The organism is Plantactinospora endophytica, assembly GCF_016862915.1.
Taxonomy (GTDB): domain Bacteria; phylum Actinomycetota; class Actinomycetes; order Mycobacteriales; family Micromonosporaceae; genus Plantactinospora; species Plantactinospora endophytica.
Genome location: NZ_BONW01000021.1, coordinates 38028 through 51512, shown reverse-complemented (window position 1 = coordinate 51512; position 13485 = coordinate 38028). Strand labels below are relative to the sequence as shown.

The 13485-nt window shown below is 72.0% G+C and carries 16 protein-coding genes; 9 read left to right on the top strand and 7 right to left on the bottom strand.

Annotation, left to right across the window (positions count from 1 at the left end; all coding sequences use genetic code 11):
- Nucleotides 1-138: 138 nt before the first annotated feature.
- The 3 genes from Pen02_RS21245 (at nt 139) to Pen02_RS21235 (ending at nt 2113) form a co-directional block, all read left to right on the top strand.
- A complete protein-coding gene (locus Pen02_RS21245; RefSeq protein ID WP_203868230.1) occupies nt 139-1287 on the top strand; it encodes an LCP family protein in 1149 nt (382 codons plus the stop codon).
- Nucleotides 1288-1378: 91 nt separating this feature from the next.
- Nucleotides 1379-1660: a F0F1 ATP synthase subunit epsilon gene (locus Pen02_RS21240; protein ID WP_203867852.1), complete on the top strand. Its 282-nt coding sequence runs from the start codon at nt 1379-1381 to the stop codon at nt 1658-1660.
- A gap of 12 nt (nt 1661-1672) precedes the next feature.
- On the top strand, nt 1673-2113 hold the full coding sequence (locus Pen02_RS21235) for a DUF2550 domain-containing protein (RefSeq protein ID WP_107260442.1): 441 nt from the start codon (nt 1673-1675) through the stop codon (nt 2111-2113).
- Between the two features lie 182 nt (nt 2114-2295).
- Here the strand turns inward: Pen02_RS21235 and Pen02_RS21230 are convergent, their stop codons facing one another.
- Nucleotides 2296-2985 (bottom strand): class I SAM-dependent methyltransferase, encoded by a 690-nt coding sequence (locus Pen02_RS21230; protein ID WP_203867851.1) that lies wholly within the window; start codon nt 2983-2985, stop codon nt 2296-2298.
- 130 nt (nt 2986-3115) lie between these two features.
- Here Pen02_RS21230 and Pen02_RS21225 point away from each other — a divergent pair, with 130 nt between their 5' ends.
- The 3 genes from Pen02_RS21225 (at nt 3116) to Pen02_RS21215 (ending at nt 6040) form a co-directional block, all read left to right on the top strand.
- Nucleotides 3116-4348: a sensor histidine kinase gene (locus Pen02_RS21225; RefSeq protein ID WP_203867850.1), complete on the top strand. Its 1233-nt coding sequence runs from the start codon at nt 3116-3118 to the stop codon at nt 4346-4348.
- A complete protein-coding gene (locus Pen02_RS21220) occupies nt 4345-5076 on the top strand; it encodes a response regulator (RefSeq protein ID WP_203867849.1) in 732 nt (243 codons plus the stop codon). Before Pen02_RS21225 ends, Pen02_RS21220 begins: the two co-directional genes overlap by 4 nt.
- 112 nt (nt 5077-5188) lie before the next feature.
- The gene (locus Pen02_RS21215; RefSeq protein ID WP_203867848.1) at nt 5189-6040 is read left to right on the top strand and encodes a DedA family protein; all 852 of its coding nucleotides are present in this window, start codon (nt 5189-5191) and stop codon (nt 6038-6040) included.
- Here the strand turns inward: Pen02_RS21215 and Pen02_RS21210 are convergent.
- Together Pen02_RS21210 and Pen02_RS21205 are read right to left on the bottom strand one after the other, a co-directional pair.
- The gene (locus Pen02_RS21210) at nt 6017-6460 is read right to left on the bottom strand and encodes a VOC family protein (RefSeq protein WP_372445648.1); all 444 of its coding nucleotides are present in this window, start codon (nt 6458-6460) and stop codon (nt 6017-6019) included. The two genes, Pen02_RS21215 and Pen02_RS21210, sit on opposite strands and share 24 nt — an antisense overlap.
- A 22-nt stretch (nt 6461-6482) precedes the next feature.
- Complete coding sequence (locus tag Pen02_RS21205) at nt 6483-7055, bottom strand: cob(I)yrinic acid a,c-diamide adenosyltransferase (RefSeq protein WP_203867846.1); 573 nt, start codon at nt 7053-7055, stop codon at nt 6483-6485.
- Between Pen02_RS21205 and murA the strand changes: the two genes are divergently transcribed.
- Entirely contained in the window at nt 7054-8508 is a 1455-nt protein-coding gene (murA, locus tag Pen02_RS21200) for a UDP-N-acetylglucosamine 1-carboxyvinyltransferase (RefSeq protein WP_203867845.1), read from the top strand. The two genes, Pen02_RS21205 and murA, sit on opposite strands and share 2 nt — an antisense overlap.
- Nucleotides 8509-8528: 20 nt before the next feature.
- On the opposite strand, the gene Pen02_RS21195 is transcribed toward murA, so the two are convergent.
- Nucleotides 8529-9023, bottom strand: coding sequence for a MarR family winged helix-turn-helix transcriptional regulator (locus Pen02_RS21195; protein WP_203867844.1), 495 nt, complete (start codon nt 9021-9023; stop codon nt 8529-8531).
- A gap of 106 nt (nt 9024-9129) precedes the next feature.
- Between Pen02_RS21195 and Pen02_RS21190 the strand changes: the two genes are divergently transcribed.
- Nucleotides 9130-9690, top strand: coding sequence for an NADPH-dependent FMN reductase (locus tag Pen02_RS21190; RefSeq protein ID WP_203867843.1), 561 nt, complete (start codon nt 9130-9132; stop codon nt 9688-9690).
- A gap of 156 nt (nt 9691-9846) precedes the next feature.
- On the top strand, nt 9847-10695 hold the full coding sequence (locus Pen02_RS21185) for a 3-hydroxyacyl-CoA dehydrogenase family protein (protein WP_203867842.1): 849 nt from the start codon (nt 9847-9849) through the stop codon (nt 10693-10695).
- A 34-nt stretch (nt 10696-10729) separates the two neighbouring features.
- On the opposite strand, the gene Pen02_RS21180 is transcribed toward Pen02_RS21185, so the two are convergent.
- The 3 genes from Pen02_RS21180 to Pen02_RS21170 are packed head-to-tail and all read right to left on the bottom strand — an operon-like array spanning nt 10730 to nt 13443.
- Complete coding sequence (locus Pen02_RS21180) at nt 10730-11587, bottom strand: ABC transporter permease (protein WP_203867841.1); 858 nt, start codon at nt 11585-11587, stop codon at nt 10730-10732.
- Nucleotides 11584-12432, bottom strand: a complete 849-nt coding sequence (locus Pen02_RS21175; protein WP_203867840.1) for an ABC transporter ATP-binding protein — start codon at nt 12430-12432, stop codon at nt 11584-11586. The genes Pen02_RS21180 and Pen02_RS21175 overlap by 4 nt, the downstream gene beginning before the upstream one ends.
- A gap of 51 nt (nt 12433-12483) precedes the next feature.
- Nucleotides 12484-13443 carry a polysaccharide deacetylase family protein gene (locus tag Pen02_RS21170; protein WP_239141049.1) on the bottom strand — a complete coding sequence of 320 codons (960 nt, stop codon included), beginning with the start codon at nt 13441-13443 and terminating at the stop codon, nt 12484-12486.
- Between the last annotated feature and the right edge of the window lie 42 nt (nt 13444-13485).

The following is a 13485-nucleotide window of genomic DNA, read 5'->3' as shown; positions in this document are numbered from 1 at the left end:
GATTCGCAGGGCGCGACGGATGGAGACGCAGTGAGCAAGGGCGGCAAGGGCGCTGGCCGGTCCACCGGCCGGGCGGGTCGGCCGGACGACGGTCGGGACGGCGGTGTCGGACTGGTCGACCTCGACCGGGTCGGCGACCTGTCCAGCGGCGGACGGCCGATCAGGGAGGGACGGCGCAAGAAGTCCCTGGTGCCGAGATGGGCCAAGCTCTGCACGATCTTCGGCACGGTGCTGGTCGTGCTCAGTGGCGGTGTGCTGGTCGGCCTGGAGACGGTGCTCGCCCGGTTCGAGGGCGCGGTGACCGAGGAGGACCTCTTCGGCGACCAGGCGGCCGGAGCACCGGCGGCGGAGAAGAAGTCGGACATCAAGGGCCCGCTGAACATCCTGCTGGTCGGCATCGACCCGCGGCAGCCGGAGACCCCGCCGCTGGCTGACTCGATCATGGTGCTGCACGTCAACGAGACGATGGACTCGGCGTACCTCTTCTCGCTGCCCCGGGACCTGCTGGTGGACATCCCACGGTTCCCCAAGGCCGACTTCCCCGGCGACAAGACGAAGCTGAACGCCGCGATGTCGTACGGCAGCAAGGTGCCCGGCGAGAAGCTGCCGAGCGCGGCACAGGGCTTCGAACTGCTCTCCATGACGGTTTCCAAGGTGACCGGGATCAAGCGGTTCGACGCCGGGGCGATCATCAACTTCGGCGGCTTCCTGAAGATCGTCGACGCCATGGGCGGTGTGACGATGTACATCGACCAGAACGTCAAGTCGGAGCACCGCCGCCCGGACGGTACGCACCGGACGCTCAAGCGCGGTGGCGGCGGCTACCTCGGGCCGCAGGCGCAGTACAAGAAGGGCACCCGGCACCTGGAGGGCTGGCAGGCGCTGGACTACGTCCGGCAGCGGTACCCGGAGAACGGCGTCACCGACGGCGACTACGGCCGCCAGCGGCACCAGCAGCAGTTCGTCCGGGCAATGGCCGACCAGGCGCTGAGCAAGGACGTGGTGACCAACCCGATCAAGCTGGACAAGGTGATCCGGGCGGCCGGGAAGTCGCTGATCTTCAGTGGCCGGGGGAACAAGCTGATCGACTTCGGCTTCGCGATGCGCAACCTGCGGTCGGACTCGATCCAGATGATCAAGCTGCCGGGCGGCGGCGTCGGCACCGGCAGCAACTACAAGGGCGAGAAGTTCCAGCCGATCGCCGACGAGTTCTTCGCCGCGATCAAGGCCGGTACCCTCGACAGCTTCGTGATCAACAACCCGGAGTTGCTGAACAAGGCCAAGTGAGCGTCCCGGAGAGAGGAGCCACCCGGCTGGGAGCGGCGGCGGGAGCCGGATTAGACTTTCCCCAATCCCGCCGCCGCAGCAAGGAGACAGCGTGGCACAGCTTCAGGTCGAACTCGTCGCCGTCGAGGAAAAGATCTGGACGGGCGAGGCCGAAATGGTCGTCGCACGGACGACCGAGGGCGAGCTCGGGGTTCTGCCGGGACACGCGCCGCTGCTCGGTCAGCTCGCCGAGCCCGGCCAGGTACGCATCAAGTTGGCCGGTGGCGAGCAGTTGACCTACGAGGTGAACGGCGGCTTCCTCTCGGTGACCGGCTCCGGTGTCACGGTGCTGGCCGAGAGCGCCAGCCCGGTGACCGAGTCCGCGAGCCACTGACCAGCCACGTCGATGCTGGTCTTGCGTTGGATCGGAATCGGCGTACTTGTGCTGCTCCTCGCGGTCGCGGCACTCTTCGTCCGGCGGGCCCTGATGACCCGGTCCGGCGGGATCATCCGGCTCAGCGTGCGGGTCTCGACGATCCTCGACGGCCGTGGCTGGTCGCCGGGCTTCGCCCGGTTCGCCGAGACCGAACTCCGTTGGTACCGGATGTTCAGCTTCGCGCTCCGGCCCAAACGGGTGCTGTCCCGGCGCGGCCTGGCGGTGGAGCGTCGACGGCTGCCCGAGGGCCAGGAGCGGCTGATCATGCCTGCGGACTGGGTGATCCTGCGATGTGTCAGTCACCAGGCACCCGTGGAGATCGCGATGGCGAAGTCCACGGTCACCGGCTTTCTCTCCTGGCTTGAGTCCGCCCCTCCGGGGGCGGTTTCTCATTTGGTCCTGCGCGACTGAGCCCCGACCGCTACACGACCAGCCCCGACCAGGGCACCATCCGGTGCGCGGGTCGGGGCGCGACGGCGTCGGGCCAGGGGCGACACGGTGGTCGACAGCGTCGATCCGGTGCGGCCGGCGCGTCTGGGGTGGCGGGTGCGGAAGCGGGCGGGGTGGCCGGTGCGGAAGCGGGCGGCGTCGGGTCAGGGGCGGCTCGGCTCCGGTCCGCGTTGCGCGGACCGGTTCCCCGGTCGGGCCGGCCCGGGGTGGCGGCCCGACGCGCCGCGTTCCTCGCCCGGCAGGTGCCGGATCGGTCGGCGGCAGTGGTAGACCATCGCCGGCGGCAGGTTGGCCCAGACCGTCGCCCCGACCACGACCTCCTCGAACAGCTCCCGCAGGTTGCGGTGCAGCCGGCGGGCCGGGGGCGACCAGCGGGCGTGCTGGTAGGCGAAGGTGGTGAAGACGCCGTCGTCGGCGAGGGCCTCGACGACCGAGCCGAGGATCTCCCGCTGCTTCTGCGCGCTGAACACGGCCCACGGTAGGCCGCTGACGATCACCTGGGCCGGCGGCAGGTCCCGCTCGGCGAGCAGCCCGGGCAGCGCTCCGGCGTCGGCCTCCAGCACGTCGACTCCGGGAAACTCCCGGGCCAGGCGCTCGGCGAAGGTCGGGTTGATCTCCAGCGCGAGATGCCGCCCCTGGCCGGCCAGCCGGCGCTGGATCACCCGGGTGAACGCCCCGGTACCCGGACCGAGCTCGACCACCAGCGGATCACCGCTGCGCGGGATCGACGCGGTTATCCGCTCGGCGAGCGGTACCCCGCTGGGCGCGATGGCGCCGGTCGCCAGGGGGGAGCGGGCGAACTGGGCCAAAAACGAGATCATCTCGGTGGGCACGGACCGAAGCTAGGCGACCTGATCATCCTTCGTTGTCGTCCGGCCGGTCGGTGTACCGGCCACTCGGAGGAGGTGTCGGGGCCGATGGCAGGAGTCGCCGCCTGACCTCCGGCTCCGTATCGTTGCCCAGGTGCGGGATCAGCGGAGGTGGTGGCCCGATGTGCTGATGGGCCTGGTCGGGGGCGCCTTCGGGCTGGCCAAGATCGGCTGGCCCGTGCTGGGGAGCGAGCCGCTGCCGATGGCGGTGACGGTGGCCGCCGGGCTGCTCCTGGTGGCGGCCCGCCGGTGGCCGTGGCCGGTACTGCTGGCCGAGTGCCTGCTGCTCGGCCTCGCCAACTGGACCACCCCGCTGAGCGGCGACGTCGCCCAGGTCGGCGCCATGATCGCGCTCGGGCTCATCGCGTACTCCGCCAGTTGGCCGGTGACGGCGGTGGCGCTGGGGCTGTCGTACGCGGCCTCGCTGGTGTACGTGATCGGCCCCGGCAGCGCCGGACTGCTTCCGGGGCAGCAGGGGCTCGTCCAGCTCGCCGGGTTCTTCGGGATCTGCGTCGCCCCGGTCTGGCTGGCCCGCTACCTCGGCGGGGTACGCCGGGTGGCCCAGTCGGCCGAGGAACGGGCCCGGGACGTCGAGGAGCAGCAGGAGATCCAGACCCGGGCGGCGCGGCTGGCCGAGCGGGCGGCGATCGCCCGTGACCTGCACGACATCGTCGCGCACCACGTGGGGGCGATCGCCCTCCAGGCCGGCGCGGCGCAGTACGCGGCCCGGCGTACCGGCCGGGTGGACGACGCGGTGCAGGCGTTGGGGGAGTTGCGGGTCACCGCCGGCCAGGTGCTCGACGAACTGCGGGCACTGTTGGAGGTGCTGCGCGACCCGGACGCGGTCGTGGCCGGTGGACCGCCGATCGAACCGGAGCAGTTGATCATGGATGCGGAGCAGCGGGTCCGGGCGGCCGGGGTGACGGTCCGGATGAACCTTGCCGACGACGTCGGCGAGGCGCCACTGGTGGTGCGTACCACCGCCGCCCGGGTGGTCCAGGAAGGGCTGACCAACACGCTCAAGCACGCCGGACCGGGGGCGACCGCCTCGGTCGACATCCGGCCGGACGGCACCGGGCTGCTGGTCGAGGTGGTCGACAGCGGCCCGGAACAGCCCCGGCCGTCACTGCTGCCACCCTCCGGACACGGGCTGGCCGGGATGCGGGAACGCGTCCGGCTGCTCGGCGGCACGCTGCTGGCCGGTCCCACCGGCGGTGGCGGCTGGCGGCTCGCCGTACACCTGCCGATCCGGGAGAAGACGCCGACCATCCGGGAGAAGACGTCGACCCGGACGGTCGACGCGGAACCGGCCGGGCGGTCCCGGTGACCGTACGAGTCCTCGTCGTCGACGACCAGGCCCTGGTCCGGGCCGGCGTGACGCTGCTGCTGCGTACCGCAGGCGGGTTCGACATCGTCGGCGAGGCCGGCGACGGGCGGGAGGCGGTACGGCTGGCCGAGCGGCTCCGCCCGGACGTGGTGCTGATGGACCTGCGGATGCCCCGGATGGACGGCATCGAGGCGACCCGTCGGATCCTCGACCAGCATCCGGCGACCCGGGTGCTGGTGCTGACCACCTTCGCCGACGACGCCAACATCTACGGGGCGCTCGGTGCCGGCGCGATCGGCTACCTGGTCAAGGACGGCGCCCCGGAGGACCTGGTGGACGCGGTCGGCCGGGCGGCCCGGGGTGAGCCGTTGCTCGCGCCGGCCGTGCTTTCCCGGATCGTGCACCGGGCGCTGCGGGCGCACACCGAGGACGCCGAACGCGGGGCGGACAGCCTGCGGCCGTCGGGCCGGCGACTGCTCAGCGGCCGGGAACGCGAGGTGTTGGCCCTGGTCGGCGCCGGGCTCTCCAACGCCGAGATCGCCGCGCGGATGCACCTGGGCGTGACCACGGTCAAGACGCACGTCTCGGCGGCGATGGAGAAGCTCGGGCTGCGCAACCGGGTGCAGGCGGCCGTGGTCGCGCACCGGCTCGGCCTGGTCGACGACGACTTCCGGCCGATCCCGGACGGCCCGGGCCGGGAGCCCGCCGGCCGCGGCGGCGGTCGGTGAACCGGACGGGGAGTTCCCCTAGGGGAGGAGAGCCTTCCGCCGGCCACTCGGCGGAGCCGGTACGACCGGCGGCACGACGCCGACCAGCGGTCCGGCCGGGCACCGTGTAGGGGTGGATCCCACTGGACTCGTCGACCGGCTCAGCACCCTGTCGCCGGGCTGGCTGTACCTGGTCGCCGGGGCGCTGCTCGCCGCCGAGGTGGGTGTGCTGGCCGGCATCCTGGTACCGGCCGCCAGCACGATGCTCGCGGTCGGGCTGCTGGCCCGAAGCGGATATCTCGACCTGTTCACCGCGCTGACCGTCTGCACCCTCGCCGCCTTCGCCGGTGACCAGCTCGGCTACCTGGAGGGGCGGCTGGTCGGCCCCCGGGTCCGGGCGGGTCGGCTGGCCCGGTGGATCGGGGCGGAGCGCTGGCGGCGGGCCGAGGCGATGGTCGTCGCGCGGGGCGGTCCGGCGATCCTCGTCGGCCGGTGGCTGGCGTTCGGGCGTACCCTCGTCGCCCGGGTGGCCGGGGCCGCCGGGGTGCCGTACCGGCGGTTCGTGCTCTTCAACGCGCTCGGGGTCGCGGTCTGGGTGCCGGGCACCATCCTGGCCGGTTACGGGGTCGGGGCCTCCTACACCCGGCTCACCGGGATGGTCGGCCCGGCCGCCGGACTGGTGCTGGTGGCCGCCGCCGTGGTGCTGGCCGGCTGGTGGCTGCACCGCCGGCTCCGTTCCGGCCCGACCGGGTACGCCGGCAGCACCCGACCGGCACCGCCAGCTCGCCGGGGCCGGGGCGATCCGGACCGCCGACCCGCCGACCAGGAGGCCGGCCCGGGACTGTCGACACCGCGTCGGCGACTCCGGTCGGTCCGCTTCTCGCCGCTGCGGCAGCCGCGCCGGCCGACCGGCCCCACGGGTCGGCGGCGCGCACCGGCGGGCCGGGAGGCGTCCGGCCGGTCAGATGCCGGGGACGGGACCTGACGAGGCGCAGAGTTCCACCTCGAACCCGGACTCGTCGGTGAGGTAGCCGGCGTAGTTCTCCGGCCCGCCGGCGTACGGGTGGCGGTCGGCGAAGAGCAACGTCCAGCCGTACCCGGGGGCCTGCGCGACGAGCCGGTCCACCTCGGCGGGCGGGCCGGCGTGGAAGGCCAGGTGGTTGAGTCCGGGCGCGAGCCGGTCGTGCCGCCGGGACGACAGCGCGGGCGAGCACTCCAGCACCAGATAGGTCGGGCCGAGCCGCCAGGAGCGGCCGGCCGGCCAGTTCTGGTACGCCGTCCAGCCCAGCTCGCCGAGCAGCCAGCCCCAGCTCGCCGTCGCCCGGTCGAGGTCCGGTACCCAGATCTCGACGTGGTGCAGTCCGCCAGGCGGGACGGATGACTGCTCGGGGGTCACACCGGGCAATACCGTCCCGGGGTCGGGCGGATCAGCGCTGGGCACCCGGGACCCATAGCACATCGCCGGCCGGATTTGCGGTTCTTGCCAGGATGAACAGCAGATCCGAGAGGCGGTTGAGATACTTTGCCGGAAGAGTGTTGGTTCGATCTGGTTCGTGGCTGACCAGGGCCCAGGCCGAGCGCTCGGCGCGCCGGGCGACGGTGCGCGCCACGTGCAGCAGCGCCGCTCCCGGAGTGCCGCCGGGCAGGACGAAGGAGTCGAGTTTGGCCAGTCGGGCGTTGTACCGGTCGCACCAGCCCTCCAGGCGCCGCACGTACTCCTCGGTGACCCGTAGCGGCGGGTACGCCGGCTCGGGCTCGACCGGGGTGGCCAGGTCGGCGCCGACGTCGAAGAGGTCGTTCTGGATCGTGCCGAGCACGCCCCGGACGTCCTCGTCGAGATGGCCGAGCGCCAGCGCCACCCCGATCGCCGCGTTGCACTCGTCGACGTCGGCGTACGCGCCGATCCGCGGGTCGGTCTTGGCGACCTCTTCGTTGTTGCTCAGCCTGGTCGTGCCGGCGTCGCCGGTCCTGGTGTAGATGCGGGTGAGGTGGACGGCCATGACGAACAGCGTACGGACGTCGACCCCGGCCACGGCCGCGCGGCCCGGGGCGGCGGCGGAGCCGGGCTGGCCGGACGGCTTCGGGCCGGGCGGGGCGGACGACTCTACGATTTGCGACGTGGACGTGATCAGAGTCAGTGGCGGTGCCCGGCTCGCCGGCCAGGTGCACGTCGTGGGGGCCAAGAACTCCGCGTTGAAGCTGATGGCGGCGGCACTGCTCGCCCCGGGGCGGAGCGTGATCACGAACGTACCCCGGATCACCGACATCGCGATCATGGCCGAGGTGCTGCGCCGGCTCGGCTGCCAGGTGTCGTTCGCCGACGACGACGGAGCCGACCCGGCGGGCGGCGACGGCGACGGCGGTGCTCCCCGGTCCTGCGCGGTGACCATCGAGGTGCCGCCGGATCCGGGTACCGAGGCCGACTACGACCTGGTACGCCGGCTCCGCGCCTCGATCTGCGTGCTCGGCCCGCTGCTGGCCCGGCGCGGGTACGTCCGGGTGGCCCATCCCGGCGGCGACGCGATCGGTTCGCGCGGCCTGGACATGCACGTGGCCGGGTTGGCCCGGATGGGCGCGGAGATCTCCGGTGAGCACGGTTTCGTGATCGCCTCGGCGCCCCGGGGGCTGCGCGGCGCGACGATCTGGCTCGACTTCCCCAGCGTCGGCGCCACGGAGAACCTGGTGATGGCGGCGGTACTGGCCAGGGGCGTCACCGAGATCGACAACGCCGCCCGGGAACCCGAGATCGTGGACATCTGCACCATGCTGACCCGGATGGGTGCCAAGATCGAGGGCGCCGGCACCTCGATGCTGCGCATCGAGGGGGTTCCTGAGCTGCGGCCCGTCCGGCACGCCACGGTCGGCGACCGGATCGTCGCCGGCACCTGGGCGTTCGCGGCGGCGATGACCCGGGGTGACGTCACGGTCACCGGTGCGAGCCCGGCCTTCCTGGAGATCGCGCTGGACAAGCTGGTCTCGGCCGGTTGCCTGGTCGAGACCCGGCCCGACGCGTTCCGGGTACGGCTGGACCGGCGACCCTCGGCGGTCGACGTGGTCACCCTGCCGTTCCCGGGCTTCGCCACCGACCTGCTGCCGATGGCGATCGGGCTGGCCTCGGTGAGCGAGGGTGCCTCGCTGGTCACCGAGAACATCTTCGACGGCCGGTTCATGTTCGTGAACGAGATGGCCCGGCTGGGCGCGGACATCAAGACCGACGGCCACCACGCGGTGGTCCGGGGGCGGGAGCGGCTGTCCAGCGCGCCGGTCCGGGCCACCGACATCCGGGCCGGCGCCGGACTGGTGATCGCCGGCCTCTGCGCCGACGGGGTGACCGAGGTGTCGCACGTGCACCACGTCGATCGGGGCTATCCGGACTTCATCGCCGACCTGCGGAGCCTGGGCGTCGAGGTGGAGCGGGCGACCGCGCCGGAAGAGCCGGCGTTCACGATATGACCGGTCGGCGGCCGGCTCGGTCAGGCGGCGGACCCGGGTGCCGGGTCCGAGTGCTCCGCGCAGGTCCCGGTCGTCGCGAAGCGGCGCAGCGCGTCCGCGAGTTGCCGGAGGTCCAGGCCGTCGAGATGGTCGACGACGTGTCGCCGTACGCTGGCGAGCTGGGTCGGGTACGCCTCCCGCAGCCGGGTCAGCCCGGCGTCGGTGAGCACGGCGTTCCAGCCCCGGGCGTCCTCGGGGCAGCGGATCCGCTGGATGAAGCCCTGCTGTTCGAGCCGGGTGACGATCCGGGTCATCCCGCTGAGCGAGAGGTCGCAGGCGGTGGCCAGCTCGTTCATCCGCATCAGCCGGTCGGGTGCCTCGGAGAGGTGCATAAGCGCGGCGTACTCGTTGATCGACAGGCGTTGCTCGCGGGTCAGGTCGGCGTCCAGCGCACGCGGCACGACGATGATCGCCCGGCCCAGGGCCCGGACCACCGCCTCCTCGTCGCTGCTCAACGGGCGCAACGGCGCTGTCATGGAGAACACACTAGCACGGCGATTGCTTGACAAAGCAAGTACTCGACTATTTGCTTGACGCGGCAAGCACATTTGTGTTGCCTACTTCGGAGGGGAAAGTACCGGAATGACTAGGATCGCGATTATTCTTGGCAGCACCCGTCCCGGGCGTAACGGCGAGGCGGTGGCCCGCTGGGTCCACGAGCTGGCCAGCCAGCGCACCGACGCGGAGTACGAGCTGGTCGACCTGCTCGACTACAAGCTCCCGCACCTCGACGAGGCCGTCCCGCCGAGCATGGGCCAGTACGCCAACCCGCACACCCTGGAGTGGGCCGCCAAGATCGCCTCGTTCGACGGGTTCGTGATGGTGACGCCGGAGTACAACCACTCCACCTCGGGCGCGCTCAAGAACGCCATCGACTTCCTCTTCGCCGAGTGGAACAACAAGGCGGTCGGCTTCGTCAGCTACGGCTCGGTCGGCGGCGCCCGGGCGGTCGAGCACCTGCGCCTGATCGCCGGCGAACTGATGATGGCCGACGTACGCGCCCAGGTGGCGCTCTCGCTGCACACCGACTTCGAGAACTACAGCGTCTTCAAGCCCGGCCCGCACCAGGCCGACGCCCTCGGTGTCGTACTGGACCAGACCGTGGCCTGGAGCAGGGCGCTCGCTCCGCTGCGCGCGAGCTGAACCGACCGCACCCGCGCGCCATCCGTCGGGCCGGCGGTACCCCGGACATGCCCCCGGGGTACCGCCGGCCCGAACCTGTTACCGACGGGTAGTAGTGACCGGGCCGACCGTTAAGGTGCTCTGCGAGGACACAAATCCAGCCGAAGGAGTGAGCAGATGGCGGGTCGACTCGCGGTCATCGGGGCCGGACTGATGGGTTCGGGCATCGCGCAGGTCGCGGCGCGGGCGGGTTGGCAGGTGACACTGCGCGACCTGGACGACGCCGCCACCCGTCGTGGCCTCTCCGGCATCCGTACGTCCCTGGAGAAGTTCGCGGCCAAGGGCACCATCGGAGCCGACGAGGTCGAGGCGACGCTGGGCCGGATCACCCCGACCACCGAGCTGGAGGCGGCGGCCGACGCCGACATCGTGGTCGAGGCGGTCTTCGAGCGGCTGGAGATCAAGCAGGAGGTGTTCCGGGCACTGGACAAGATCTGCGCGCCCGGCGCCGTGCTGGCCACCAACACCTCGGCGATCCCGGTCACCCAGATCGCGGCGGTGACCGGCCGGCCGGAGTCGGTCGTCGGCACCCACTTCTTCTCGCCGGTACCGATGATGAAGCTCTGCGAACTCGTCCGGGGCTTCAAGACCAGCGACGAAACCCTGGCCACCGTCCGGACGTTCGCCGAGGAGATCGGCAAGACCTGCGTGGTGGTCAACCGGGACATCGCCGGCTTCGTCACCACCCGCCTGATCACCGCCCTGGTGATGGAGGCGGTCAAGCTCGTCGAGTCCGGGGTGATCTCGCCGGAGGACCTGGACACCGCCTGCAAGCTCGGCTTCGGGCACGCCATGGGTCCGCTGGCCACCACCGACCTGACCGGCGCCGACGTGCTGCTGCACGCGACGAAGAACATCTACGCCGACACCGCCGACGAGAAGTTCTTCCCGCCGGAGCTGTTGCAGCGGATGGTCACCGCCGGTGACCTGGGTCGGAAGACCGGGAAGGGCTTCTACTCGTACTGACCGGTGCGCGCCGGCCGCTCCGGCGGCCGGCGGCTCAGCCGTCGCGGCGGCTGGTCCAGCGGAACGTGGTCAGGCAGAGCACCAGCCCGACGACGCACCAGGCGGCGAGGACCAGGGCGACCCGGCCCAGCTCGAACGAGCCGGCCGGCTCCTGGGCGCCGAACGACTCGGGCAGGAAGACCGCGCGCAGCCCCTGGCACATCCACTTCAACGGGAAGATCGCCGCGACCTGCTGCATCCAGGACGGCAGGCTGGTGAAGACGAAGAAGACCCCGGAGATGAACTGGAGGACCAGCGCCACCGGGGTCACCGTGGCCGACGCGCCGCGCCCGGTACGGGGCAGCGAGGAGAAGGCGATCCCGCAGAGGGTGCAGGCGGTGATGCCGAGTACCGAGACCCAGAGCAGGGTGAACCAGGCGCCGGCGGTCTGCGGCAGGGTGAGGTCGAAGAGCAGCGCGGCGACGGCGAGCAGCAGTACGGTCTCGGCGACGCCGATCACGGCGACCATTCCGATCTTGCCGACGAAGTAGACCCACTTCGGCATCGGAGTGCCGCGCAACCGCTTGAGCACGCCCCGGTCCCGCTCGATCGGGATCTGGATGGCCAGGCTCTGGAAGCCGACCGTCATCAGGCCGGTAGCGATCATGCCGGTCACGAAGTACTGCGTGAACCGGACCCCGCCGCCGATCTCACCTTTGAAGATCGACGCGAAGATCAGGATCATCACCACCGGGAAGAGCATGGTGAAGACCACGGACTCCCGGCTGCGCAGGAACTGGCGTACCTCCAGCCGGCCCTGCCGCAGGCCCAGCGCGACCGGCCCGACCCGCCGGGGCGGCGCGGGCGTCGACAGCCCGTTGGCGGTCTCCGGTGCGGTGGTCGAGGTGCTCATCGGTGCCCGATCATCCGTAGGTAGACGTCCTCCAGGGTGGGCCGGGTCACGGTCAGCCCCGGCACCTCGCCGCCGAACCGCGCGGCCAACTCGGCGACCAGCGCCGTCGGCGTCGCGCTCTCCACCCGTTCGACAGCACCCTCCGGGGTACGCCAGGAGACCGTGGCCAGCGCCTCGGCCCGGTTGCCGAGTCGGGCCGGCGCGGCCACCTCGACCAGCCGCCCGCCGGTGATCACCGCGACCCGGTCGGCCAGCGCCTCGGCCTCGTCCAGGTAGTGCGTGGTCAGCACGATGGTGGTGCCGGCGGCGGCCAGGTCCCGGATCAGCTCCCAGAACTCGCGCCGGGCCTCCGGGTCGAAGCCGGTGGTCGGCTCGTCCAGGAACAGCAGCTCGGGCCGGCCGACGATGCCCAACGCCACGTCCAGCCGGCGCTTCTGCCCGCCGGAGAGGGTGTGGGTACGCGCCTTCGCCTTGCCGGCCAACCCGACCCGCTCGATCACCTTGTCCGGATCGTCCGGGTCGGGATAGAAGCCGGCGAAGTGTCGTACCACCTCGGCCACGGTCAGGTCGTCGAACTCGCCGGTGCCCTGGAGCACGATGCCCACCCGGGCCCGCCACCGCCCGTCCGCGTGGTCCGGGTCGACGCCGAGCACGCTGACCTCGCCCGCGTCCCGGTGCCGGTAGCCCTCCAGGATCTCCACCGTGGTGGTCTTGCCGGCACCGTTCGGGCCGAGCAGGGCGAAGACCTCGCCACGGGACACCGCCAGGTCGACGCCGTCCACGGCGACGGTGCCGCCGTACGCCTTGCGCAACCCCCGTACGGAGATCGCGAGCTGCTCTGCCATGGGTCAACTATGCGTGACGGAGCGGGCGTACCGGTCACCGGGGCGGCCGGATCACCCGCCGGCCAGCACCTCCGACAACACCGCCGGACGCAGTCCCCGGTCGCGCAGCCCGGCCAGGATGTGCGGCAGCGCCTCGTCGGTCATCGCCGCGTTCTCCTCGGTGACGTGCAGCACGACGACCGAACCGGGCCGGACGGTGGAGAGCACCGCCTTCACGATCGGCCGCCATGACTTGGCGAACGGATCACCGCTGATCACGTCCCCGTCCACCACGGTCACGCCGAGCGGGGCGAGCGCGTCCAGCGCGGCGGCGTCGTGGCAGAGCCCGGGGAACCGGAAGTAGCGGGTCTGCCGGCCGCCGTACGGCTCGATCACCCGGAACGTCCGGGCCACGTCCTCGGTCAGCCGGGCGGCCGGCAGGGTGGGTAGACCGTGGCAGTTCCGGGTGAAGGCGTGGTGCCCGTACGTGTGGTTGGCCAGTTCGAAGCGCGGATTTCCGGCCAGCCGTCGGGTCAGCTCCGGATAGCGTTCGACCCACTTGCCGGTGAGGAAGAACGTCGCCGGGATCTCCTGCCGCTCCAGCAGCTCGACGATCCGCAGGTTGGCGTACGACCGGGCCCGGCCGTTGCGCAGGTTGCCGAGCATCGCGTCGGTCATGTCGGCGTCGAAGGTGAGCGCCACCAGGTTGCCCGAGCGGGGCCCGTGGTCGACCACCTGCGGACGGCTGCCCGGCCGGGTGGCGCCGGGGCGGTCGACACTGCCCGGCCGGGACGTGCGCGGGTCGGGCGACGGTGTCGGGCTGACCGGGCCGGACGTGGCTGGCGGCGGGCTGCCGGTGGCACCGCCGGTCGCCGGCACGGTGGCCTCGACCGGATCGAACCGGGGCGCCGAGTCCGCGGAGGTCGCCGAGGTGGTGCCGTCGCGGATCACGGTCACCACCAGGACGAGCGTGCCGGCCAGCGCGGCGGCGGTGACGGCGACCAGGGACATCCGAAGGATCTTCGCGAGCACCCGGTCGAGGATGCCAGCCCGAGCACGCCGCCGTGGCCCCGG

What these genes read in the sequence shown, in the direction of transcription:
- Pen02_RS21180 (WP_203867841.1), bottom strand. Translation starts at nt 11,587, where the DNA reads ATGAGCACCTCGACCACCGCACCGGAGACCGCCAACGGGCTGTCGACG.
- Pen02_RS21195 (WP_203867844.1), bottom strand. Translation starts at nt 9,023, where the DNA reads ATGACAGCGCCGTTGCGCCCGTTGAGCAGCGACGAGGAGGCGGTGGTC.
- Pen02_RS21175 (WP_203867840.1), bottom strand. Translation starts at nt 12,432, where the DNA reads ATGGCAGAGCAGCTCGCGATCTCCGTACGGGGGTTGCGCAAGGCGTAC.
- Pen02_RS21205 (WP_203867846.1), bottom strand. Translation starts at nt 7,055, where the DNA reads ATGGCCGTCCACCTCACCCGCATCTACACCAGGACCGGCGACGCCGGC.
- Pen02_RS21235 (WP_107260442.1), top strand. Translation starts at nt 1,673, where the DNA reads ATGCTGGTCTTGCGTTGGATCGGAATCGGCGTACTTGTGCTGCTCCTC.
- murA (WP_203867845.1), top strand. Translation starts at nt 7,054, where the DNA reads ATGACGAACAGCGTACGGACGTCGACCCCGGCCACGGCCGCGCGGCCC.
- Pen02_RS21185 (WP_203867842.1), top strand. Translation starts at nt 9,847, where the DNA reads ATGGCGGGTCGACTCGCGGTCATCGGGGCCGGACTGATGGGTTCGGGC.
- Pen02_RS21190 (WP_203867843.1), top strand. Translation starts at nt 9,130, where the DNA reads ATGACTAGGATCGCGATTATTCTTGGCAGCACCCGTCCCGGGCGTAAC.